General features: G+C 43.2%; 25 protein-coding genes. 1 reads left to right on the top strand and 24 read right to left on the bottom strand.

Annotation, left to right across the window (positions count from 1 at the left end):
* Positions 1–11: 11 nt before the first annotated feature.
* From NSQ23_RS06575 to NSQ23_RS06545, 7 genes are read right to left on the bottom strand one after another with little or no spacing between them, the layout of a single operon-like run.
* Positions 12–992 (bottom strand): bifunctional biotin--[acetyl-CoA-carboxylase] synthetase/biotin operon repressor, encoded by a 981-nt coding sequence (locus NSQ23_RS06575; protein WP_035018588.1) that lies wholly within the window; start codon positions 990–992, stop codon positions 12–14.
* On the bottom strand, positions 962–2,155 hold the full coding sequence (locus NSQ23_RS06570) for a CCA tRNA nucleotidyltransferase (protein ID WP_339173843.1): 1,194 nt from the start codon (positions 2,153–2,155) through the stop codon (positions 962–964). The genes NSQ23_RS06575 and NSQ23_RS06570 overlap by 31 nt, the downstream gene beginning before the upstream one ends.
* The gene (bshA, locus tag NSQ23_RS06565; protein WP_004889912.1) at positions 2,152–3,285 is read right to left on the bottom strand and encodes an N-acetyl-alpha-D-glucosaminyl L-malate synthase BshA; all 1,134 of its coding nucleotides are present in this window, start codon (positions 3,283–3,285) and stop codon (positions 2,152–2,154) included. Before bshA ends, NSQ23_RS06570 begins: the two co-directional genes overlap by 4 nt.
* Positions 3,282–3,974: a bacillithiol biosynthesis deacetylase BshB1 gene (gene bshB1 / locus NSQ23_RS06560; RefSeq protein WP_339174316.1), complete on the bottom strand. Its 693-nt coding sequence runs from the start codon at positions 3,972–3,974 to the stop codon at positions 3,282–3,284. The genes bshA and bshB1 overlap by 4 nt, the downstream gene beginning before the upstream one ends.
* Positions 3,974–4,381 (bottom strand): methylglyoxal synthase, encoded by a 408-nt coding sequence (gene mgsA, locus NSQ23_RS06555; RefSeq protein ID WP_004889902.1) that lies wholly within the window; start codon positions 4,379–4,381, stop codon positions 3,974–3,976. The genes bshB1 and mgsA overlap by 1 nt, the downstream gene beginning before the upstream one ends.
* Positions 4,382–4,394: 13 nt before the next feature.
* Complete coding sequence (dapB, locus tag NSQ23_RS06550) at positions 4,395–5,189, bottom strand: 4-hydroxy-tetrahydrodipicolinate reductase (RefSeq protein ID WP_004889901.1); 795 nt, start codon at positions 5,187–5,189, stop codon at positions 4,395–4,397.
* On the bottom strand, positions 5,186–5,518 hold the full coding sequence (locus NSQ23_RS06545) for a nucleotide pyrophosphohydrolase (protein WP_026011653.1): 333 nt from the start codon (positions 5,516–5,518) through the stop codon (positions 5,186–5,188). Before NSQ23_RS06545 ends, dapB begins: the two co-directional genes overlap by 4 nt.
* Positions 5,519–5,636: 118 nt before the next feature.
* On the opposite strand from NSQ23_RS06545, the gene NSQ23_RS06540 reads away from it, so the two are divergent.
* Positions 5,637–6,497, top strand: coding sequence for a YitT family protein (locus NSQ23_RS06540; RefSeq protein ID WP_339173839.1), 861 nt, complete (start codon positions 5,637–5,639; stop codon positions 6,495–6,497).
* 22 nt (positions 6,498–6,519) lie between these two features.
* Here NSQ23_RS06540 and ypjB read toward each other — a convergent pair whose 3' ends face one another.
* The 17 genes from ypjB to trpE all read right to left on the bottom strand — a co-directional run bounded on the left by ypjB (position 6,520) and on the right by trpE (position 21,900).
* Positions 6,520–7,293: a sporulation protein YpjB gene (gene ypjB, locus NSQ23_RS06535; protein ID WP_339173837.1), complete on the bottom strand. Its 774-nt coding sequence runs from the start codon at positions 7,291–7,293 to the stop codon at positions 6,520–6,522.
* 66 nt (positions 7,294–7,359) lie between these two features.
* Complete coding sequence (locus tag NSQ23_RS06530) at positions 7,360–7,929, bottom strand: DUF1405 domain-containing protein (protein ID WP_339173835.1); 570 nt, start codon at positions 7,927–7,929, stop codon at positions 7,360–7,362.
* A gap of 57 nt (positions 7,930–7,986) precedes the next feature.
* The gene (locus NSQ23_RS06525) at positions 7,987–8,754 is read right to left on the bottom strand and encodes a menaquinol-cytochrome c reductase cytochrome b/c subunit (protein ID WP_004889891.1); all 768 of its coding nucleotides are present in this window, start codon (positions 8,752–8,754) and stop codon (positions 7,987–7,989) included.
* A 25-nt stretch (positions 8,755–8,779) separates the two neighbouring features.
* Positions 8,780–9,454 carry a menaquinol-cytochrome c reductase cytochrome b subunit gene (gene qcrB / locus NSQ23_RS06520; protein ID WP_003394570.1) on the bottom strand — a complete coding sequence of 225 codons (675 nt, stop codon included), beginning with the start codon at positions 9,452–9,454 and terminating at the stop codon, positions 8,780–8,782.
* Positions 9,455–9,457: 3 nt separating this feature from the next.
* Positions 9,458–9,967 (bottom strand): ubiquinol-cytochrome c reductase iron-sulfur subunit, encoded by a 510-nt coding sequence (locus NSQ23_RS06515; protein WP_004889888.1) that lies wholly within the window; start codon positions 9,965–9,967, stop codon positions 9,458–9,460.
* A 129-nt stretch (positions 9,968–10,096) separates the two neighbouring features.
* Positions 10,097–10,531, bottom strand: a complete 435-nt coding sequence (locus tag NSQ23_RS06510) for a YpiF family protein (protein WP_339173828.1) — start codon at positions 10,529–10,531, stop codon at positions 10,097–10,099.
* Between the two features lie 105 nt (positions 10,532–10,636).
* A complete protein-coding gene (locus NSQ23_RS06505) occupies positions 10,637–11,161 on the bottom strand; it encodes a ReoY family proteolytic degradation factor (protein WP_004889884.1) in 525 nt (174 codons plus the stop codon).
* A 32-nt stretch (positions 11,162–11,193) separates the two neighbouring features.
* Positions 11,194–12,447 (bottom strand): tetratricopeptide repeat protein, encoded by a 1,254-nt coding sequence (locus NSQ23_RS06500; RefSeq protein ID WP_004889881.1) that lies wholly within the window; start codon positions 12,445–12,447, stop codon positions 11,194–11,196.
* A gap of 89 nt (positions 12,448–12,536) precedes the next feature.
* Complete coding sequence (aroA, locus tag NSQ23_RS06495) at positions 12,537–13,823, bottom strand: 3-phosphoshikimate 1-carboxyvinyltransferase (RefSeq protein WP_004889877.1); 1,287 nt, start codon at positions 13,821–13,823, stop codon at positions 12,537–12,539.
* 14 nt (positions 13,824–13,837) lie between these two features.
* Positions 13,838–14,941: a prephenate dehydrogenase gene (locus NSQ23_RS06490; RefSeq protein WP_339173825.1), complete on the bottom strand. Its 1,104-nt coding sequence runs from the start codon at positions 14,939–14,941 to the stop codon at positions 13,838–13,840.
* Positions 14,923–16,038, bottom strand: coding sequence for a histidinol-phosphate transaminase (gene hisC, locus NSQ23_RS06485; protein WP_064221158.1), 1,116 nt, complete (start codon positions 16,036–16,038; stop codon positions 14,923–14,925). The genes NSQ23_RS06490 and hisC overlap by 19 nt, the downstream gene beginning before the upstream one ends.
* Entirely contained in the window at positions 15,980–16,819 is an 840-nt protein-coding gene (gene trpA, locus NSQ23_RS06480; RefSeq protein WP_004889870.1) for a tryptophan synthase subunit alpha, read from the bottom strand. Before trpA ends, hisC begins: the two co-directional genes overlap by 59 nt.
* Positions 16,816–18,012 carry a tryptophan synthase subunit beta gene (trpB, locus tag NSQ23_RS06475; RefSeq protein ID WP_004889865.1) on the bottom strand — a complete coding sequence of 399 codons (1,197 nt, stop codon included), beginning with the start codon at positions 18,010–18,012 and terminating at the stop codon, positions 16,816–16,818. Before trpB ends, trpA begins: the two co-directional genes overlap by 4 nt.
* A complete protein-coding gene (locus NSQ23_RS06470) occupies positions 18,006–18,641 on the bottom strand; it encodes a phosphoribosylanthranilate isomerase (RefSeq protein ID WP_004889863.1) in 636 nt (211 codons plus the stop codon). Before NSQ23_RS06470 ends, trpB begins: the two co-directional genes overlap by 7 nt.
* The gene (gene trpC / locus NSQ23_RS06465) at positions 18,638–19,399 is read right to left on the bottom strand and encodes an indole-3-glycerol phosphate synthase TrpC (protein ID WP_004889861.1); all 762 of its coding nucleotides are present in this window, start codon (positions 19,397–19,399) and stop codon (positions 18,638–18,640) included. The genes NSQ23_RS06470 and trpC overlap by 4 nt, the downstream gene beginning before the upstream one ends.
* Complete coding sequence (trpD, locus tag NSQ23_RS06460) at positions 19,392–20,402, bottom strand: anthranilate phosphoribosyltransferase (protein WP_004889858.1); 1,011 nt, start codon at positions 20,400–20,402, stop codon at positions 19,392–19,394. The genes trpC and trpD overlap by 8 nt, the downstream gene beginning before the upstream one ends.
* Entirely contained in the window at positions 20,395–21,900 is a 1,506-nt protein-coding gene (trpE, locus tag NSQ23_RS06455; protein WP_004889855.1) for an anthranilate synthase component I, read from the bottom strand. Before trpE ends, trpD begins: the two co-directional genes overlap by 8 nt.
* Positions 21,901–21,975: the final 75 nt, after the last annotated feature.

The raw sequence follows: 21,975 nt of genomic DNA, 5'->3' as shown, positions 1-21,975 counted from the left end.
TCGGAATTTTCCTACTGTTTTTTTATTTCAATATCTGCAGAATAAATGTAATGAACGGCTCCGTCTTCTGTTTGCACTTTTAACGTGCCCGAATCTGTAATGCCAAGTGCTACACCACGAATGGCTCCATTTAATGTACGCGCTACAATTTGTTGACCGATCGTTACCGAATAGCCTTCCCACAACAGTTTAATCGGTAAAAAACCATGTTGTAAATATTGTTCGTATAACTGTTCTAATTTTTGCAATAACGTTTGAACAATTTTCGGCCGATGGAACGTTCGTCCCGTTTCAATCGCGAGTGATGTCGCAATTGGAGCAATATCGTTTGGAAACTGTTTTTGATTGACGTTCATGCCGATGCCGACGATGACTGCTCGCACTTGATCGGGATCGGCTTGTAATTCTGTTAAAATGCCAGCGACTTTTTTACCATTGATTAATATATCGTTTGGCCATTTAATGTCCGGTACGATATTTGTTATCTCTTGGATCGTTTGAGCGACCGCAACAGCCACTAAAAGAGTTAATTGAGGAGCTTGCTGTAGCGGAATGGACGGACGTAAAATGATGCTCATCCAAATTCCTGTTCCTTTCGGTGAATGCCATGACCGATTTAAACGGCCTCTTCCTGCCGTTTGTTCTTCTGCAATGACAACCGTCCCTTCTTCAGCACCTTCATGGGCAAGTTGATGAGCCAATTGTTGTGTTGACGGCACGCTTTCTTGATCGTATACACTCCAGCCAAAACGTTTCGTTTTTAATCCGAGTTGTAGCTCATTAGCATTTAGTTTATCTGGCATTTTTTTTAAGCGATAGCCGAGCTTGCGAACCGCTTCAACTTCAAATCCTTCTTTTCTTAAGTCTTCGATATGTTTCCAAATAGCTGTTCGTGAGCAACCGAGCTGCTCGCTAATTTTTTGCCCGGACAAAAATGTTTCGCCTGCTTCTGTAAATAGTTTTAACAATTGTTTTCTCGTTTCTGATTGCACATCGCCCACTCCTTTAACTTCTCTTTCTCATTTTCTACTTGACGATGCAATACGGCACGCTCGATGTTTTCAATCATTTCCGATAACCAAGGACCGCCTTTTTTCTTAAATAAAACGAGCAAATCATGACCGTTGATCGCCAACTCTTTTCGATTGTGAATCGGCAGCATTTCCCATTGTTTCAATAACGAGTGAACAGACGGTTTGTCGTCATAAACAGCTGCACGTATACGTTCAATGTGCGGAATGTACGGTCCATACTCGTATAATGCATCGATTGTCCAGTCCGTAAGTGAGCGAATATGTTCAAGCGCCTTTAAACAAATCAAAATGTCACGAATGAGATGATTCGACAATTTCCAATTTTTTAATTGTTCACGATGAAAGTGAACGACAAATGCAAATCGTGCCCACGCTTCAATGCGATCGACTGGTACTAAAGAATAACTACTTAGCTTGATCAGCTCTTGTTTTTTTGTTGCAAGCTCAGGCAAGTAAGCAAATAAATTCGTCTCCACTAAAAGTGCGATCGCTTTCGATACAAATGGACCGAGCAACAATTTCTCAAATTCAACAGCAATGCGCTCAACGGCGATATGTTGTAATAAATGGCCGTATTGTATGATCGCTTGTTTCGTCTTGGATGATAAAGAAAAACCGAGTTGACTGACAAATCGAAGCGCTCGCATCATCCGCAACGCATCTTCGTTAAAGCGTTCAGCAGCATCTCCAACTGTTTCAATGATGCGCTGCTTTAATGCTTCCACTCCTCCAAACGGATCGATGATCTCACCGTACTCGTTCATCGCGATCGCATTCATCGTAAAATCGCGCCGTTGCAAATCTTCGTTAAGAGAACGAACGAACGTGACATCTTTCGGTCTTCGGTAATCTTCATACCGCCCTTCCTTTCGAAATGTCGTCACTTCATATGAAACGCCACGTTCAATGACCATTACTGTGCCATGCGCAATACCAACAGGAACCGTTCTAGGAAAAATGGCCATCACTTCTTGCGGGTGGGCCGATGTCGCAATATCAATGTCTCCAATCGGTCTTTGTAATAAATAGTCGCGCACCGCACCACCGACAAAATACGCTTCATGTCCATGGCGTTTTAACGTTTTAATGACAGAGAGCGCCTGCCGAAACTGTTCGTTCATCGTTCTTCCCCTTTAAGTTGAAAATAAATATGTTCATATTGTGCCACAATTCGCTCAGAATAAAATTTTTCGTATACCGTTTCATATGCGTTTTTCCCCATTGTCTCGCGAAGTGTTTCATCCGTCAGTAAACGAAGCGTTTGACGCGTCGCATCGTTTATATCACCGAGCGCACATAAAAAGCCGTTTTTGCCATCTTCAATTACTTCAGGAATGCCACCGATCGCTGTTCCGACGCATGGAACTCGACACGCCATCGCTTCCAGTAAAACGAGACCGAAACTTTCTTTTTCTGATAATAATAATTTCACGTCACTAATGGAATACAATTCCGCTAAATTTTCTTGCTTTCCTAGAAAACGAACGTGATCGCATAAATTTAATTCTTTTACAAGGCGACAAACGACCGTCATTTCTGGCCCATCACCGACAAGAAGCAATTTTGCAGGTACTTGTTTGACGACGAGCGCAAACGTACGAACGACATCGCATACCCGCTTCACTTTCCGAAAGTTCGACACGTGAATAACTACTTTTTCGTGCGGTGCGATACCGTATTGACGACGGAGTTCATCGTTTCGTCGTCTGCTGTATACACGTTCATCAACAAAGTTGTATACCGTTTGAATCGGCTTTTGCACGTCAAGCAATTCATATGTTTGAACCGCTAACGCATTCGATACTGCTGTGACGACATCGGATTGCTCGATGCCAAATTTAATTAAATCGCTTAATGACGGGTCGTATCCGAGGACGGTAATGTCTGTACCATGCAACGTCGTCACAATTTTCAAATGGTCACCAACCATTTGTTTCGCTAAAAAGGCGCAAAGAGCGTGCGGAACAGCATAGTGGGCATGAATGATGTCGAGCTCTTCTCGCTTCGCAACTTCTGCAATTTTACTCGCCAACGCTAAGTCGTATGGGGGATATTGAAATACAGAATACGGGTTGACCGTTACCTCATGATAGTAAATATTTGGATATATTTTGTTTAGTCGAAATGGAATGCTTGACGAAATAAAATGAATGTCGTGCCCGCGTTCAGCAAGCATTTTTCCTAATTCTGTCGCAACCACTCCAGATCCGCCAACTGACGGATAGCAAACGATTCCTATTTTTAGTTTCATCTTTCTTCCCCTAACAAATCATGTGCAAGTATCACTGGTTTTTTTGATATAAATCCTTCTGCGAACGAAACACCGACTTCTTTTCCGAACAATCGCTCGCGGCTTTCAACGGTTTCAATATATCCGTTCGTTAACGGTGTGTCAACTGAGTTGCTCGTTCGTTCAAACTGGCTTTCATACGCGCGTAAACTCGCCAACTTTTTGTCGATTGTATCACTAATATCGACGACAAAATGAGGGCGATGAAAACCGTTGATCATATAAAAATAAACGGCATGTACGCGATGAGGAGGGAGTTCTCCATAACGGCGAATGGCGGCTGAAAATACCGCTTCTTCCACCAATCTCGCGCATTGCCCATGATCCGGATGGCGATCTTCCCAGTACGGTGCAAATACAATTTTCGGTCGATATGTCCGAATGACTGTCACGATCGGATCAATATGCTCTTTTTGTACGATAAGTCCACGATCAGGAAGTTTGAGCTGTATGCGTGTGCGAACACCGAGAATGTCAGCTGCCCGCTTCGCTTCTTGTTGTCGAGTATGTACCGTTCCGTTTGATGATAATTCTGCTAACGTCAAATCGCATATGCCGATGTCATACCCTTGTTGCGCGTATTTCGCAATCGTTCCGCCCATGCCAATTTCGACATCATCTGGATGAGCCCCAAATGCTAATATATGCATCATTCTTTTCCTCGCTTCACAATATTTCGCCATGCAAAATCGCCACGTTCTAAACCGTGTATAAGCACTTCTGCTGTTCCCATGTTTGTTGCCAACGGAATGGCATATACGTCACAAAGACGAATAAGGGCACTAACATCTGGCTCGTGTGGTTGAGCGGTTAATGGATCGCGGAAAAAAATGACCATATCCATATCGTTATTTGCAATCATCGCACCAATTTGTTGATCGCCTCCAAGTGGTCCAGATTGAAAACGGTGCACAGAAAGACCGGTCGCCTCTTGAATGCGCAACCCTGTCGTCCCTGTTGCATATAATTCGTGTTCAGCTAAAATATGTTGATAAGCTGTAACAAAGTGAACCATATCTTCCTTCTTTTTATCGTGTGCAATTAATGCAATTTTCAAGTTTATCGCCCCCTTATTCAATTAAATGTTCTAATCCGTATACGAGCGTTTCTAACTTCATCACCGTTTCAACAGAAAAGCGAACACCGGACATAAATGATGCACGGTTAAACGAATCGTGCCGAATCGTCAATGTTTGCCCATCGCCACCAAAAATGACTTCTTGATGCGCGACAAGCCCCGGCAGTCGAACGCTATGAATGCGCATGCCGTCATATAATGCTCCACGTGCCCCTTCCATCGTTTCTTTTTCAGCTTCATGCCCTTGGGTAAAAGAAGGGCGCACTTGTTGAATGAGCTGAGCTGTTTTTAACGCTGTACCAGACGGCGCATCAAGCTTTTGATCGTGATGAAGCTCAATGATTTCTACATGCGGAAAATATTTAGCCGCCATTTGCGCAAATTTCATCATTAAAATGGCACCAATCGCAAAGTTCGGTGCAATAATCGCACCAATTTTTCTCTCTTCCGCTATTTGTGTTAAACGCGCCAAATCGTCTTCTGTAAATCCTGTCGTACCAACGACCGGTCGAACACCGTATTGCAACGCAATCTCTGTATGATGTTTTCCAACTTCTGGCGTTGTTAAATCGATCAATACGTCCGCTTGGACTGTTTGCAAGCAACGCTCCAAATCTGTAAAAATTGGAGCTTCAATGGCTGGAAAACCATCGAGTTCCGCCAACGTTTTTCCTTCGTTCATCCGGTCTACAACCGCTACAAGCTCAAAATGTTTTGTTTGATGAACGAGAGAAACAGCTTCTCGTCCCATTCTCCCACGTGGTCCTGCAATGACAATTCGAATCATCGTTCCTCTTCCTTTCTCGTCCAACGATCACGATCTCGTGTTTGAAATTTATGCATGACTGCATCATGCGCTTCTTGTAAATCGATATGTAACGAATTCGCCATACATATAAGTACAAATAATAAATCGCCTAATTCTTCTTGAATCGTTTTTTCTTGTTCCGTTTTCTTTTTCGGTTTTTCACCATAATAATGGTTCACTTCACGAGCAAGCTCACCTAATTCTTCTGTTAAACGGGCCAGCATGGCAAGCGGACTGAAATATCCTTCCTTAAACTGCCCGATGTATTCGTCGACTTCTTGTTGCAGTTGCCGCATCGTTTTTTCCATTGTTCTCACCTCTTACATTCATGTTAGCTAAAAGTGGGGCGTTTGACAAATGTTTTTGACGGGTATGATGACGTTCCTCTATAATAAAAAACGCAGTCATACTCAAGGGGTGAAGACGATGAAACTTAAAAATGTCGCATTTATTTTACTAGGATCGGCAATTTTTGCGTTTGGACTTGTCCATTTTAATATGGAAAATAAACTCGCAGAAGGCGGCTTTACAGGGATTACACTTCTTTTATACTTTTTGTTCGGTATCGATCCTTCCATTTCAAACTTAGTACTGAACATTCCGCTCTTTTTTATCGGCTGGAAGTTGCTCGGGCGGACGACGTTTGTTTATACGATTGTCGGAACGGTTAGTTTATCTATATTTCTTTGGATTTTTCAACGGTACGGGTTTCACATTCCGCTCAATAACGACTTAACGTTAGCTGCATTATTTGCGGGGGTTTTTATCGGAGTCGGTCTCGGTATTATTTTTCGATACGGAGGAACAACAGGTGGTGTCGATATTATCGCTCGCCTCGTCTACAAATATAAAGGTGTCAGCATGGGAAAAACGATGTTTCTTTTTGACTCATGCGTTATTGTTCTTTCGTTGTTGACGTATTTACCGTACCGTGAAGGGATGTATACACTCGTCGCCGTATTCGTCGGGGCACGCGTCATCGACTTTTTACAAGAAGGGGCATATGCAGCAAAAGGGGCAACCATTATTTCTGAAAAAAGCGATTTAATTTCCGAGAAAATTATGACGGAAATGGAACGTGGCGTTACGATTTTAAAAGGAATAGGGTCATATACGAAACGCGAACGAGATGTTTTATATTGCGTCGTTGCCAAAAACGAATTGTCACGTTTAAAATCAATCATCACGTCTGTTGATCCACATGCGTTTGTTGCGATTAGCGATGTACACGATGTGCATGGAGAAGGATTTACGTTAGATGAAAATAAACAACCGTTACATGAGTAAAAGCGTCCGACGATGGACGCTTTTATTGTTTATCCCTCACCATTTTCCCCTCTTTTTCCCCACGATATTTTCGCCATCCAACGTACGTTAACGTCATAATAATCATGCCACCAATGGACGTCATAACCCACCATAGCGACGGAAGCGTCGTCTCTTTTTTTCCGTCAGCAAACAACACTTGTAAATCTTCTTCCATTTGTCGCAACTCTTTCATCCGCTCTGTTGCATGCAATTGGCGAAAAGCAGGGGCTTCTAAAAGCGAAATATGGGCAGATACACGTTGCACTTGTTCACGATCAGCGTTAATTTTTACGCTCGGTTCAATAAGTTCATACCGTTGTAAAAATTGATGAAACGCTTGTTGAAACGATTGTTCGTCTTCTTGCTCCATCGCTTGTTTCATCTTGTCAAATGCAGACATGACAGCGTATTTCATTTCTTTCCAGAGCGGCTGATGTTTCGAATGAACGGCATCAACAGCGAGCCGAAATTGCGTCAATTGGTTAATTCGTTGTTCCGTTGGCACACTCGACGCTGTGACCGCTCTCAACGCTTCTTCGTGCGTAGCCGTTAATACATATATGACATCCATCGAATGAATATCTTCACGAAATAATGCGAATTGTTTTTCGAAATATTCCAATAGCTGTTTCGCTTCTTGCAAGCGATCATTTTTTGTTAACTGAAGCGCTTCGTCAGAAATTTGATCGAGTTTGTCCCACTCATGTCCGTTTGCATATACTGTATACGGAAATAAACAAATCATGATAAACATCGCGATGAGTCGAATGCGCATCTCCTTGTCCCTCCTTACGATCTTACTATTGAATATATGACCGCAAAAAGAGACATAGACCTCGATTTATCGCCGACGTGAAAAAATGTACGCCACCGCAATCGAAGCAATGCTTAACCAAAATGTAAAATAGCCGATTTGTGGCGTATATTGCGCCAACATTTGATATTGTGGCATCATCCCAAACACATAATCAATAACATCGTTATGTAGCGTCCAAATGGCTGCCACAACAACATGAATGAAGGACATCCGATAATAAGAAGCATACAACAACGCTTGCACGGCCATCGCTCCGTGCGATACAACGAGCATCCATCCCGCCCAACCGAGTTCTCCTGTCACAATAAATACAAGCATGTTCATGACAACAGCCCAAATGCCGTATTTCACAAGCGTGACAACCGCCAACGCTTCCATTAGCGGCCAATGTGTATGACGAAGCCATGCAATTAAAACAAAAACAAAAAATAAGCTCGCGGTTGGACTATCCGGCACAAACGGAAGAAAAATCGTTGGCGTTTCGGATAATTGCGGCCTATACCATATGTAACCATAAATTGTCCCAATGACATTGACGACCAATAATAGCATAAGAAACGAGCGATGCATCAACCAATCATGTATGTGTAACATATATTGACCTCCCATATGTACAAAAAAGCTGACTGATGTTCAGTCAGCTTTTACAAATTATTCTGCTTTTAAACCTGCAACGAACTCTGCAAGTTTTTTCAACTCTTCATCTGTTCCTTTAAAAATGCCAGCAGGCATGCCACCTTTACCATTTTTCGCAATGTCGGCAATTTCTTCAGGAGATAACCCTGTACCAACAAGCGATGGTGCAGCTGGACCGCCTTGCAAGTTTTCACCGTGACATGTTAAACATGTGTTTGCTTCTAAAATTTTATACCCTTCTGCATTTTTGTCGATCTCTACTTCTGCGCGAATTTTTCCTTGCTCAGCTGCTGCTTCCCAGTCGTGCGTGACGACAGATTCCCATGTTAAGAAAATAATTGCAGCAAGCGTAAGCAACATCATACCGACAGCAACCGGACGCTTCGATGGGCGACGCTCCGGACCGCGATCTAAAAACGGTGCAAGCAATAACGCTCCGAATGCAAGTCCAGGAATAATAATTGCCCCAACAACCGTATACGGACCAGATGCGTATGAGTACTTCAATAGCTGGTATAAGAATAAAAAGTACCAGTCTGGAAGCGGAATATAGCTTGTATCTGTCGGATCCGCAATCCGCTCAAGCGGCGACGGATGCGCAACAGTTAAACATAAAAAACCGATCAAAAAGACAGCACCGACCATCCATTCTTTTAATAAGAAGTTGGGCCAAAACGCCTCTGTTTTCCCCGGATATTCGGAATAGTCTTTCGGAATGTTCGGCTTGCGCGTAGCAGGCACGCGCGAGTCGCCGACAAATTTCATCCCTTTTCCGCGATGCATAGCATTCCCTCCCTTATACTAAATTTTACAGCGGACCAGAAATACCTTGTTTTCGAATCATTAAGAAATGGGCAGCCATTAATCCCAATAATGCTGCTGGCAAGAAAAATACGTGAATAGCAAAGAAGCGTGTTAACGTTTGAGCACCAACGATTTCATGATGACCTGCCAATAACGTTTTAATCGCCGGACCGATGACTGGCGTCGCTTCAGCAATTTGCAATCCTACTTTTGTCGCAAAGAGCGCTTTCATATCCCAAGGCAATAAATAGCCTGTAAAACCAAGACCCATCATTACCATAAAAATAAGCACACCAACGATCCAGTTTAATTCACGTGGCTTTTTATAAGCGCCTTGGAAAAATACGCGCAACGTATGTAAAAACATCATCACAATAACAAGGCTTGCCCCCCAGTGATGCATGCCGCGCACGATTTGTCCAAATGCCACTTCGTTTTGTAAGTAATAAACAGACTCCCAAGCGTTTTTAATATCCGGTACGTAATACATCGTTAAAAACATACCAGATAAAATTTGGATGACTGTAACGAAAAACGTCAATCCACCAAAGCAGTAAACAAATGCTGAAAAGTGATGCGCAGGGTTTACGTGCTCAGGCACTTCATGATCTGCGATATCGCGCCACAAAGGCGTAATATCTAGCCGCTCGTCAACCCAATCGTAAATCTTGTTAAGCATGTATTACGCCTCCCCTCGTGGTTTCGCTTTACCTAAATACAACGTGCCATCTTTTACTTCATACTCATAACGGTCTAATGGAGCCGGTGGCGGCGTATTTGGTACGTTCGTTCCGTCCTTTTCGTATAACCCATAGTGACAAGGACAGAAGAAACGGTTTGGATTGTTTTTGTCGCCGTTCCAGTTCACCGTACAGCCAAGATGTTTACAGATTGGTGATAGCGCAACAATATCCCCATTTTCATCTTTAAACACCCAAGCTGATCTTGGCTCTTCCGACTCGTACCACGCATCTTTTACTTTTACTTTAAAGTCAAAGCGCTGTGGCTCTGTCGTAATGTCCTTCACTTGGGCTACAGCAACCATATCTTGCCCAGCTTCTTCTTTTAAAATCGGATCTAAGGCGAAGCGCACCATCGGTGATAAAATGCCCGCTGCCATAAATCCGCCTACACCTGTTAACGTGTAGTTTAAAAATTGCCGTCTTGACACGCGATGCTTTTTCTCGCTCATCGTTTTCCCCCCTCTATACGAAGTTAAGTCCATCCGGACGAATTGTTATAACACATATATAAAACTAGGACAACCTAATGATATATCATGTTTCCATCAAGGTCAATATAATGATAGTGTAAACGCTATCTAATTTTTTAACGTCCATTTTGCCACTAACGCATCCATCACTTGCTCGACTTGTTGGCGCACGACTTTTTGCTTATATGTGTCATCTGCATGTTCAAGTGGAAGCGCTGGCACATAAACAAACGTTTCATCTGCGATATCCGCATGGGAAGTGATGAAACATACGTGTTGAAATCCTGCTTGTTTCAACATGTTTGTCCATTCTTGCACACGCGCTTGTATTTGCTCTTGTACGAAGTATGTTAACGGCGGAAATAGCATCACCCTCCCTTTAAATTGCCGTTCCACTTCATTTGCAATCAGTAACGTATGCTCACTCATCTCAGCAAACGCTTTCATATTTGTACACCCAATCGGTATGCACGGAACGAGCGCGGTATCCACGTACTCCTTCGCTTGATGATACATGTCCACATCTTTTGCTGTCCATTTCATTCAAATCACTCCTTATGTTTCCATCTTACACGAAACTTATATGTATTTTTTTGAACATTTTGTGACAAATATATACATCGTAAAAAGCGTTGCGAAACCACGGGGTTAACGCAACGCTTTTAATTGTTCGGTCAGCTCGCGAAATTTTTGTTCATCTTGCTGATCTAGCGCCTCATCAATTAACCGCATAATTTTTTGGCGTTGAAAATGTTGAATCGATTGATGAACGATTGTTTCAACGAGTTGTTCATCTTGCTTGTTCGTTCTTTTTGGCATATATGGATTTTCTTCGAGTACCGCCACATATTGTGGCGAATGGAAAGCACCGCGAAAATTCAGCTGAATGTAAATATCTTCATCACGATTTAAACGAATGTCGTGAAACGATTTTTCTGCATCTGTCGTAACGACGTTTTGCTTATAAAATCGAAATGGCACATCGTCGACACAATGTGTTGACATCATCATGCCGCGCGGACAATATTCTGCATGTTCAACAAAGTGCACTTTTTCCATAAGCGTATCATGACTAAGTAAGTAGTTTAAAATCCACACACATTCACGACGTTTTAATTGATAATTGTTTAAAAACCAACGAACAAACTCTTTCTTCTCCCGAACGGAAACCATTCCCTTCCCCCCCTTGCATCCGAATGACAGCTTCATTCAAACTGCAACATCATATGGGCAACCTCTTCGTTTGTCGGATCGATACGCAATAGTTGTTCAAATATATCTTTTGCTTTCTCTCTTCTTCCCTCCTCAAATAAAAAATAGCCAAAATCATATAAAAAGTTTGGATCATCTTTAAAAAAAGTATATGCCTCTTCATAATGATTTAATGCCTGATCATACATTTCAAGCTTTTGCTTCGCCTTCGCAAGCTCCCACTCAAATTGTGGATCGTATTCGCCTTGTTCGATCGCTTGTTGAATGACATGTACAACGTCTTCGTACCGCTCCTCATGAAATAGTAAACTCGTCTGTATAAACAACGCTTCTAAATAACCTGGATCAATGTCAAGCGCTTTTTCAATGTACGTTAGCGCTTCCTCTCGTTTTCCGAGCTTTAATGCAATCTTTCCTGCATATACAAGCAATTGTTTATTCCATTCATCTATTGTTAATCCTTCTTTTGCTATTTCGTAACTTTGTTGTATATCTCCTTCTTGTTCATACGATTTTGCTAAAAATAAATAAAGAGGTACATACTCACGATCGAGCGCCTTTAACTCGCTTAATTTTGCAATAGCTGTTTTATATGCTTCTGCTTGATACGCAGTAAATCCGTATTGAAATAACGTATGGGCATCGAAGCGTTCACTTAGCGCTTGTTCATAATAAGATAGCGCTTGTTCAAATTCACCAAGCAAGCTGTACGCTTCCGCTATGCGCTGGGCGATGACAGTACCTGCAATCGTTTTCGTTTTCGTGATGATTTGTTCATAATATAGCAAACTTTTTTCATATTGACCGTTCGTAAAATATAACTCCGCTAACGCAAATTGAACAAGCGGTTCGTTCGGCATTTTTTCATACGCTTTTAATAGTTTTTGTTCACTTACTTCTTCTAATCCTTGCATTTGATAAAGGTCGGCCATTAACAAACATGCGCGCACATAATATGGGTCATCTTCTTCTATATCCATCAACAATTCAAGCGCTTCTTCTTCTTTATCCATCTCTGTATATATTTCTGCTAAAAAGAGTTGTAGTTCACGTTCGTCTGGATAACGTGTAAGCAACATATGAATGAGCGATTCCGCTTCTTCTAACAATCCCCACGAAAATAGTTGGTCAGCTAACGTATATCGCTCTTCATCGCTTCCGTTTTGTTTTATTTGTTCCGCAAGCGCTAATGCGCGCTCCACATCTCCTTGTTCAACGAGTTGCACGATTTGATCTAATTTTCCCATCAATCTCACCCTCATCATTCGTATCGTCACGCTTTATCATACCATCGAACAAATAAGCATGCAAAAAAAGAAGCTGATCCGTCATGGAATCAGCTTTGTAACATGCGAAGATGATCAAAAAACGTCGGATATGATACTGCAATTGCTTCGGGATGCTGAAGGGTGACGCTTCCTTTTGTGATGCACGCTGCGATCGCTAACATCATGCCGATGCGATGATCACCGTAGCTATCGACAACCGTATTTTCTGCATAAAGCGGTGTTTTTCCATGAATAATCATTCCGTCTTCTGTCGCTTCGATATCGGCGCCAAGCTTCCGCAATTCGGACACAACTGTTGCGATGCGGTCCGTCTCTTTGACTTTCAATTCGCTTGCGTCTGTAATGATTGTTGTCCCTTCGGCTTGCGTCGCTAAAAGAGCAATAATCGGAATTTCATCAATTAATCGTGGGATGATATCGCCACCGATATGCGTCGCCTTCAGCGTCGAAGTGCGCACTGTTATGTCAGCTACTGGTTCGCTGTCTTCGTTGCGAACATGTTCGATAGAAATATCCGCCCCCATTTCAATCAACACATCAATAATACCTGTACGCGTCGGATTGATTCCGACATGTTTTAACGTAATTTCGCTGTTCGGGACGATCGCACCAGCGACTAAAAAGAAAGCAGCAGAAGAAATATCGCCCGGCACTTCTATATCAATCGCCTGAAGCGTTTGTCTCCCTGTAACAGAAACACTTAATCCATCGACGCGCACGTCTGCACCGAATGCCCGCAACATACGCTCGGTATGATCGCGCGATTGATGTGGTTCAATAACCGTTGTTGTCCCTTCCGCATGCAAACCAGCAAGCAAAATGGCTGATTTGACTTGCGCACTTGCAACAGGGGAATGATATGTGATTGGCTGGAGTTGTCCGCCTCGAATCGCTAACGGCGTGTAGCGTCCTTCCTCTCTCCCGTCAATGTGCGCCCCCATTTGTTTAAGCGGTTTTGTCACGCGATCCATTGGCCGTTTTGCGATCGAATCATCCCCGATTAAACAAGCATGAAACGGGCAAGCGGCTAAAATACCTAACAATAAACGGGTAGTCGTCCCCGAATTCCCGACGTTTAATATATGTGTCGGTTCTTTTAAACCTTCAATCCCTTTGCCTTCTACAATCACTTCATTGCCGTTTTGCGTAATAGTCACACCCATTTTGCGAAAACAATCAATTGTACTTAAACAGTCTTCACCTGTTAAAAAATTTGTTATTCGCGTCGTTCCGTTCGCTAATGCACCAAACATCACTGCGCGATGAGAAATCGATTTATCTCCCGGAACAGCAATTTCTCCTCGTAATGCGTGGATATTTGTTTTTAACTCCATTATTCCACCCTCTTTTACACAACGTACGTTTCATAATTCGTATTCGCTTCAATGCAACGTTTCGCTCGTTGACGGTCATCTTCTGTTTGAAAACTTAAACGAAGCACACCGTAAATATCTTCACGCGTTTCGATAATGCGAATATTTGTAATGCTAATGCGCTCTTTTGCTAAATAACCTGTAATTTCTGAAATAACCCCCGGGTAGTCTGGCACATCGACGTATAAATCGTAAAAGGAAGGGATCGCTCCTTTCGTTCGAACAGGCAACCCGTCACGAAACTGTTTTGCTTCATGAAAATAGTGATAAATGCGCTCACTATCCCCATCAGCAACATACGTACGAATTTTTTTCATTTCCTCGATCCAACGATCAAACAGTTGCAACAATTCCTCTTTATTATGTATAAAAATATCGCGCCACATTTCTGGATTGCTTGAAGCGATGCGCGTAATATCACGAAAGCCACCCGCGGCTAATCGGCTTACAAGTTCATCTTCTCGCTCATATTGTTGTGCCTGATGAACGAGGCTTGCAGCAATGATATGCGGAAAGTGGCTAATAACACCGGCGATGCGGTCGTGCTCCCTCGGCGTTAATGTAACAAAATGCGCTTTCGTTCCTTTAAGCCATTGTTTTAGTCGTATGACATCTTCTTCTTTCACATGTTCTGTTGGTGTTAAAATGTAAAAAGCATTTTCAAATAAATGGGCACGCGCAGCCGCCACACCGCTTTTATGCGAGCCAGCCATCGGATGTCCGCCGATAAACGCCACTCCTTTTTCTAATAACGGCAACGCTTGCTCGACAATGCGTTCTTTTGTACTTCCAACATCGGTTATAATGACGTGCGATCGTAACGGAAGATGAGCTAATTCTCGAAGCAATTGCTCTGTTTGAACGACAGGTACAGCAAGCACGATGACATCTGCTTCACACGCAGCGTGAGCAAACGAAGGGACCGCTTCATCAATGACGCCAAGCGAACGAGCTAAACGTAGCGATTCGTTCGATACGTCATATCCAATCACTGTCGCGTCCTCATGCGCTCGCTTGATCGCAAGCGCAATCGAACCACCAATTAAGCCGAGACCGGCAATTAAAATGTTTCCTCGCAAAGATGCTCACTTCTTTCTTTCAACATGTTTGTTAACGCACGAATAACCGTTTCATTTTGTTCCGTCGATCCGACTGTAATGCGCACAGCTGTCGGAAAGCCGAGGGCGCATCCTGAACGAACGATGATCCCGCGCTGAAGCAAATACGTAAATACTTCGTCACCACTAAAGCCGAAATCAATTAAAATAAAATTCCCTTCCGACTTGTAATAGCGCAAACTATGCTCCTCACAAAATGAGTAAAATTGCTCTAAACCTTGTTTATTTTTTTGTGCACATTGTTGAATAAATGTTTGGTCTTTTAATGCAGCGAACGCAGCGGCTTGAGCAAGACGAGACGTATTGAACGGTTCACGCGCTGGTTCAATCGCTTGCAGAAGATGTTCATGTGCAATGCCATATCCGATACGAAGTGCGGCTAACCCGTACGCTTTAGAAAACGTGCGTAAAATCATCATATTTTCATATTGTTGAAGCAAAGAAACCGTATTCGGATAATCTTCCGCTTGCACGTACTCATAATACGCCTCATCGACAACAACGAGCACATGTTGTGGCACTTTGTTTAAAAAAGCGCGTAAAGATGCGTCATTCACATACGTCCCTGTCGGGTTGTTTGGACTGCAAATCCAAACGACGCGCGTATTATCATCGATCGCTTCAAGCATCGCTTCTAAATCATGATGTCCGTCTTGAAGCGGAATTTCTCGCACTTCCGCGCCTTCGATGATCGCATTATGACGATATTGTGGAAACGTCGGCGTAGCCATTACCGTGTTCGTTCCTTTTTGTAAAAATGCCCGACAAATGATTTGAACGACTTCATCGGAACCATTTCCGAAAATAAGTTGTTTTTCACTAATACCAATGTGCGCTGCGAGCGCCTCGCGCAACGTTCGGCTATATCCGTCGGGATATAACGCTAAATGGTCAAGCTCAGCAATAATCGCTTGTTGAACAAGCGGTGAACAACCGTACGGATTTTCATTTGACGCTAGCTTAATGACCGTTTCTAACCCGTATTCACGTTTCACTTCTTCAATCGGCTTGCCCGGTTGATACGGTTTTAGTTGTTTCAGTTGTTGTTTCACTTTCATTTTTCCTCACCCTTTTCAATGGTTCAATGAGCGAAGCGACATATTGGGAAAAAGCGATGAGCGCATGTTCGCGTGCATGCACGTCGTTTAATTCGTCTTGAAGCTGTTCAATTTTTTGCACAATAGCGCTACCGATAACGACACCATCACATATATGTTGAAGTCGCTCTACTTGTTCAGCCGTAGAAATACCAAATCCAACGACGATAGGAACACGGCTATATGATTTTACTTGTTGCAAAAATTCGTGCAATTCCGCTGGCAATGAATCCCGAATGCCCGTTACACCTAACGATGACACGCAATATAAAAACGATTGGGCTTGCGATGCAATCATCGCGATGCGCTCATGAGACGTTGGAGCGACAAGTGAAATATAAGGAATGTCATATGTGTCGCCTAATGTTCTCATATGCTCGCTTTCTTCAAACGGTAAATCTGGAATAAGCACGCCGCTCGCACCATTTTGTTGCGCTAAAGCAAAAAAGCGTTCTTCTCCTAATTGTAACACAGGATTGTAATACGTAAAGACAATAATCGGAATTTTTACACCTTTTTTTCTCATTCGCCCGATGAGTTCAAGCGCTCTTGTTAAGGTCATTCCATTTTTTAGAGCTCGACTCGCTGCCCGTTGAATAATCGGCCCATCTGCAAGCGGATCGGAGTACGGTACACCGAGTTCTAATATCGTTGCACCTGCCTGTTCAAGAGCAATAGCTAAATCGATCGTCACGTCTTCAGATGGATCGCCCGCCACGATAAATGGAATAAAATGTTTCATTTCCGTTCATCCCCTTCCAAATAGTTCATCACCGTTTGTACATCTTTATCGCCTCTTCCCGATAAACAAACGAGAATCGTTTCATGTTTTGAACGAAGGGGGGCGATTTGAAACGCTTTGGCGAGCGCATGCGCAGATTCGATTGCTGGAATGATTCCCTCTGTTTCTGCAGTCATTTGAAGTGCTGCAATCGCTTCCTCGTCCGTTACACTTTCATAACGAACGCGACCAATTTGTGCCAAATATGCATGCTCTGGTCCAACGCCTGGATAATCCAATCCCGCTGAAATGGAATACGGTTCAGTAATTTGCCCATGTTCGTCTTGCAATACGTATGTGAGGGAACCATGAATGACACCTTTTGTTCCTTTTGTTATCGTTGCGGCATGCTCCGTCGTATGCACACCTTTTCCGGCTGCCTCAACGCCAATACATTCAACATCATCCTCTAAAAATGGATGGAACATTCCGATCGCATTACTTCCACCGCCAACACAAGCAATGATTGTGTTCGGCAGTTTTCCTTCTGCTTTTAACATTTGTTCGCGCGCTTCTTCGCCGATAATACGTTGAAATTCACGCACCATCATTGGATATGGGTGCGGGCCAACGACGGAACCAATCATGTAAAAATGATCGTCACAATGCTCGACCCAATAACGAATCGCTTCATTTGTTGCGTCTTTTAATGTACGATTGCCGCTTGTTACTGGAATGACTTGTGCACCAAGCAGTCTCATACGAAATACGTTTAATGATTGCCGTTTCACATCTTCTTCGCCCATAAATACTTTGCATTCCATCCCAAAACGAGCGGCGACGGTCGCTGCGGCTACGCCGTGCTGTCCTGCACCTGTTTCAGCGATAATTTTTCGTTTTCCCATTCGTTTTGCTAACAACGCTTGCCCGATCGCGTTGTTTATTTTATGGGCACCTGTATGGTTTAAGTCTTCACGTTTAAAGTACATTTTCGCCCCGCCTAATCGTTCTGTCAAGTTTTTTGCAAATGTTAAGGCGGTCGGACGACCTGAATATTCATACAAATGATGCATATATTCCGCATGGAACGAAGGATCGGTCAATGCTTCATGCAATTGGCGCTCTATATCAGCTAACGGACGCATTAATGTTTCTGGAACAAACTTTCCACCAAACATGCCAAAGCGACCACGTTCATTTGGCAATGTCAACATATTTTCACCTTCTGTTCAATTTGTTTTATTTTTTGTTCATTTTTTTGCTCGTTTTCTTCAATTCCGCTACTAATGTCTATACCAAACGGTTTATAGACTAACAATTGCTCAACATTGTTCGGCGTAATGCCTCCAGCAATGAAGCATGGAACACCTTGGCGAGTCGCTTCTTCCATGTAATACGGAACAACGCTCCAATCAAACGAGATGCCTGTTCCGCCCCACGCTCCTTTCCGACCGCTATCAATAACAAAGCCGTCCGCGATTCCTTTCCAAGCGCGCATATATGTCCACGCCTCTGGGGCATGATGAATCGCTTTCCAAACGGGGATGTGAAACGATTCTTTTAATTGTTTCACCGTCTGAACCGTCTCCATGCCGTGACATTGAATAACCGATAAAGGAACGTGTTCCAGAACAGAAGCGACAGAGCAAATCGTTGGGTGGACAAAGACGCCAACGATTTGTTTTGCACCAAGTTCAACGAAAGATAACCATTGTTTCACATCTTTCGGTTCGACCTTCCGTTTACTTTCAGCAAAAACGAACCCGATATAATCCGCCTTGCTGTGTGCAACAAGCTGTACGTCATGAAATGAGCGATTACCGCAATATTTTAAAACGGTCATACATACCGCTCCCCAAATAATTCATAAACGGCCACACCAACATCTCGTTTGCGCATAAGCGCTTCACCGACGAGCATCGCGTGAGCACCTGCTTGGCGAACAGTTTGTACGTCATCATATGTGTGAATGCCACTTTCGCTAACAATGATGCAATTCGGCAAAAGCGGAACAATTTGTTTTGTGACATGAAGCGATGTGTGAAACGTCGTTAAATCACGATTGTTAATACCAATCACTTTCGGTGTGAAACGTTTTAAAATCGCTTCAACTGTTTTTGGAGCGTGCACTTCTACTAAACATTGCAATCCCATTTCGTGCGCTTCTTCATATAGTTCATGCAAAAAACTCGGATCAAGCGCTTCACCAATGAGTAAAATCGCATCTGCCCCAATACGCACACTTTCGATAAGTTGTTTGCGATCAATAATAAAGTCTTTACGTAAAATTGGGATTTGCACGTGTCGTTTCACTTGCGTCACATACGAACGATGGCCAGCGAAATATCGTTCATCTGTTAAAACAGATACGGCATCCGCACCTGCCTGTTCGTATGAGCGGGCAATATCAACAACATTCACATGTTGTCGAATGATTCCTTTCGATGGTGATGCTTTTTTCACCTCTGCAATCAGTCCTAAAACACGATGCGGTTTTGCTAAAGCATCGTAAAACGAACGGCGTGGAAGTTGTTCGTACATTTCAGGCAATTGTAACGATGCCACTTCTTCTCTCTTTGTTTGCAAAATTGCCTCAAGCATACATCACACCTCGCAATCGTTGCAAATACGCATATGCACGCCCTGTTTCAATCGCCTGTTTCGCCATATTTACTCCATCGATTATATCGGTTGCCGCACCAGCAACGTATAAAGCAACGCCGGCATTTAGTAAAACGATATTTGTCGCACTTTCATTTGCACGTTGAGCAAATACACGTTCAATAAGGTTGGCGCTCTCGCTCACGCTACGAACGCATATGTCAGATAAACAGCCGCGCGGTAATCCTACGTCTTCTGGTGTGATGATGTGTTGAGTCATATGACCGTCTTTTAGTTCAATCAATTGCGTTTCTGCGGCGATGCTACATTCATCTAACCCATCACTGCTTGTGACAAACACCGTATGTTCTGTTCCGATTTGTTGTAGTGCTTCCGCCATGTTTCGTGCATCTTTTTCATTAGGTACGCCAATAATTTGCCTTTTTGGGAGAGCTGGGTTGACAAGCGGACCGAGCAAATTAAATACTGTGCGCATTTTTAAGCTTTGGCGAACAGGTGCAACATGTTTCATCGCCTCGTGATAAAAGGGAGCGAATAAAAAAACGAGCCGATGTGTACGCAATGCTTGCTTTGCTTCTTCTTCTGTCTTTGGCATCGGAATAAGGAAATGCTCGATCACATTGGCGCTTCCGCTTGTCGATGAGACGGCACGATTGCCATGCTTCGCAACAGGGATATCGAGCGATGCGACAAGCAAGGCCACCGCTGTCGAAATATTGAACGTCCCTTTTCCGTCTCCACCTGTTCCACACGTATCAATGACCGGTTCGTCGAACGAAACCGTTCGCATTCGTTCACGCATCGCCCGAATAAAACCAACAAGCTCATCGACCGTTTCACCGCGAAAACGCAACAAAACTAAAAAAGCAGCTACTTGTTTTTCGTCCACTTCCCCGCTCATCATCGCATGCATCGCCTCATACGCTTCTTGTTCCGTTAACGTTTGTTGGGCGGCACATTTATGCAAAAATCGTTCAAACATGTTGTTCCCCTCCTTTAAATACGCGTTCTGCAAGCTGAATGGCATGAATTAAGGCGCTCGCCTTATTTCTCGTTTCTTTCCACTCCAGTGCAGGCGATGAATCGGCAACAACTCCAGCACCAGCCTGCACATATGCCACTTTATTTTTTAATACTGCTGTGCGAATTGCTATGCACGAATCAATGTTGCCATCGAAGCCGATATATGCAATCGTTCCCGCATATACGTTGCGGGCGGTCGGCTCTAACTCTTGAATAATTTGCATCGCCCGAATTTTTGGTGCTCCGCTCACCGTCCCGGCAGGAAAAGCCGCAAGGAGCGCGTCAAGCGGGTGAACGTCATCGCGAAGCGTTCCCGTTACTTTTGAAATTAAATGCATAACGTGCGAAAACTTCCCGATTTGCATCAATTGTGGGGTGCGCACCGTTCCATATTTGGCAACGCGACCGATGTCATTGCGAGCTAAGTCGACAAGCATGTAATGTTCCGCTCGCTCTTTTGGGTCATGAAGTAACTCGTTCATAAGCGCCGCATCTTCGTGCTCATTTTTACCGCGACGCCGCGTCCCTGCAATTGGATCAATTTCAAGCTCTCTGTTTCGTACTTGGATCAGTTTTTCTGGGGAACTGCCAACAATAAGTTCTTCACTAAGTTTTAAATAAAATAAATATGGCGATGGATTTAATAGACGCAACAAGCGATATAGCTCGATTCCATCAATGGGCGTTTCGATCGCAAATCGTTGCGACAAAACGGCTTGAAAAATGTCTCCACTTGCAATGTACGTTTGAATGTTTTGAACCGCTTTATAAAACATTTGTTTGTCCATATTTGAATACACACGCTCAAACGAAACCGGTATATTCGGATCAACCATCATGTGCGCTTGCTCATCATAACCGTGAACGATTTTGCGTGCCAACTCATCTATTTTTCGACAAGCAGCCTCGTATTTTTCGGCTTGTTTTGCTTCATCATCCATTTCTGTTAAACGAACGTAATGAATGAGTAATAGCTCTTTTTTTACATGATCGAAGGCGAAAAGTGATTCACAAACGACAAAATGGACCATTTTCATTTGCAAATCGTTATACGCATGATATGGGACTTTCTCAATGGAAGAAATAAAATCGTAGCTAATATAACCGACAGCTCCTCCACGAAATGGGACGTCTAATGATAACAGTTGAACGTTTAAATGATGTTGCATCATTGCAAATGCTTCTTGTATTGTTGCTGTACACGCGAGCACTTGTTGATGTTCTTTCACAAAAAATTGTTTGCCGTCATCGCTTTCAATCGATACAAACGGGCGAATGCCGATGAATGAATAGCGCGACCAAGGGGACATATCGTCTTTGCTTTCAAGCAAAAACGCTGCCTCATCACGTAACGCCATCAATAGTTGAATCGGTTGAAGCGTATCTGCAAAAAAACGGCGTACAATCGGAATCGTTCGAAACTGGGAAGCTGTTTGTAAAAATGTAGCTATATCCATGATCGTTCTCCTTTCTTGGAGAATGAACATGAGGGGAAACGAAGAGGGAAACAAAAAGCCTAAAGACGGGCAGTC

Source organism: Anoxybacillus sp. FSL W8-1294 (assembly GCF_037965005.1).
In the GTDB taxonomy this organism is placed as follows: Bacteria; Bacillota; Bacilli; order Bacillales; family Anoxybacillaceae; genus Anoxybacillus; species Anoxybacillus flavithermus_G.
Note: the sequence above shows the minus strand (reverse complement) of the source record. Positions and strands in the feature narration are given on the sequence as shown.

Bases quoted from the DNA above. Each gene is read 5' to 3' on its own strand.
- NSQ23_RS06570 (WP_339173843.1), bottom strand. From the start codon at position 2,155: ATGAACGAACAGTTTCGGCAGGCGCTCTCTGTCATTAAAACGTTAAAA.
- bshA (WP_004889912.1), bottom strand. From the start codon at position 3,285: ATGAAACTAAAAATAGGAATCGTTTGCTATCCGTCAGTTGGCGGATCT.
- bshB1 (WP_339174316.1), bottom strand. From the start codon at position 3,974: ATGCATATATTAGCATTTGGGGCTCATCCAGATGATGTCGAAATTGGC.
- dapB (WP_004889901.1), bottom strand. From the start codon at position 5,189: ATGATTCGAATTGTCATTGCAGGACCACGTGGGAGAATGGGACGAGAA.
- NSQ23_RS06545 (WP_026011653.1), bottom strand. From the start codon at position 5,518: ATGGAAAAAACGATGCGGCAACTGCAACAAGAAGTCGACGAATACATC.
- NSQ23_RS06540 (WP_339173839.1), top strand. From the start codon at position 5,637: ATGAAACTTAAAAATGTCGCATTTATTTTACTAGGATCGGCAATTTTT.
- ypjB (WP_339173837.1), bottom strand. From the start codon at position 7,293: ATGCGCATTCGACTCATCGCGATGTTTATCATGATTTGTTTATTTCCG.
- NSQ23_RS06530 (WP_339173835.1), bottom strand. From the start codon at position 7,929: ATGTTACACATACATGATTGGTTGATGCATCGCTCGTTTCTTATGCTA.
- NSQ23_RS06525 (WP_004889891.1), bottom strand. From the start codon at position 8,754: ATGCATCGCGGAAAAGGGATGAAATTTGTCGGCGACTCGCGCGTGCCT.
- qcrB (WP_003394570.1), bottom strand. From the start codon at position 9,454: ATGCTTAACAAGATTTACGATTGGGTTGACGAGCGGCTAGATATTACG.
- NSQ23_RS06515 (WP_004889888.1), bottom strand. From the start codon at position 9,967: ATGAGCGAGAAAAAGCATCGCGTGTCAAGACGGCAATTTTTAAACTAC.
- NSQ23_RS06510 (WP_339173828.1), bottom strand. From the start codon at position 10,531: ATGAAATGGACAGCAAAAGATGTGGACATGTATCATCAAGCGAAGGAG.
- NSQ23_RS06505 (WP_004889884.1), bottom strand. From the start codon at position 11,161: ATGGTTTCCGTTCGGGAGAAGAAAGAGTTTGTTCGTTGGTTTTTAAAC.
- NSQ23_RS06500 (WP_004889881.1), bottom strand. From the start codon at position 12,447: ATGGGAAAATTAGATCAAATCGTGCAACTCGTTGAACAAGGAGATGTG.
- aroA (WP_004889877.1), bottom strand. From the start codon at position 13,823: ATGGAGTTAAAAACAAATATCCACGCATTACGAGGAGAAATTGCTGTT.
- hisC (WP_064221158.1), bottom strand. From the start codon at position 16,038: ATGAAAGTGAAACAACAACTGAAACAACTAAAACCGTATCAACCGGGC.
- trpA (WP_004889870.1), bottom strand. From the start codon at position 16,819: ATGAAACATTTTATTCCATTTATCGTGGCGGGCGATCCATCTGAAGAC.
- trpB (WP_004889865.1), bottom strand. From the start codon at position 18,012: ATGTTGACATTGCCAAATGAACGTGGTCGCTTTGGCATGTTTGGTGGA.
- NSQ23_RS06470 (WP_004889863.1), bottom strand. From the start codon at position 18,641: ATGACCGTTTTAAAATATTGCGGTAATCGCTCATTTCATGACGTACAG.
- trpC (WP_004889861.1), bottom strand. From the start codon at position 19,399: ATGCTTGAGGCAATTTTGCAAACAAAGAGAGAAGAAGTGGCATCGTTA.
- trpD (WP_004889858.1), bottom strand. From the start codon at position 20,402: ATGTTTGAACGATTTTTGCATAAATGTGCCGCCCAACAAACGTTAACG.
- trpE (WP_004889855.1), bottom strand. From the start codon at position 21,900: ATGGATATAGCTACATTTTTACAAACAGCTTCCCAGTTTCGAACGATT.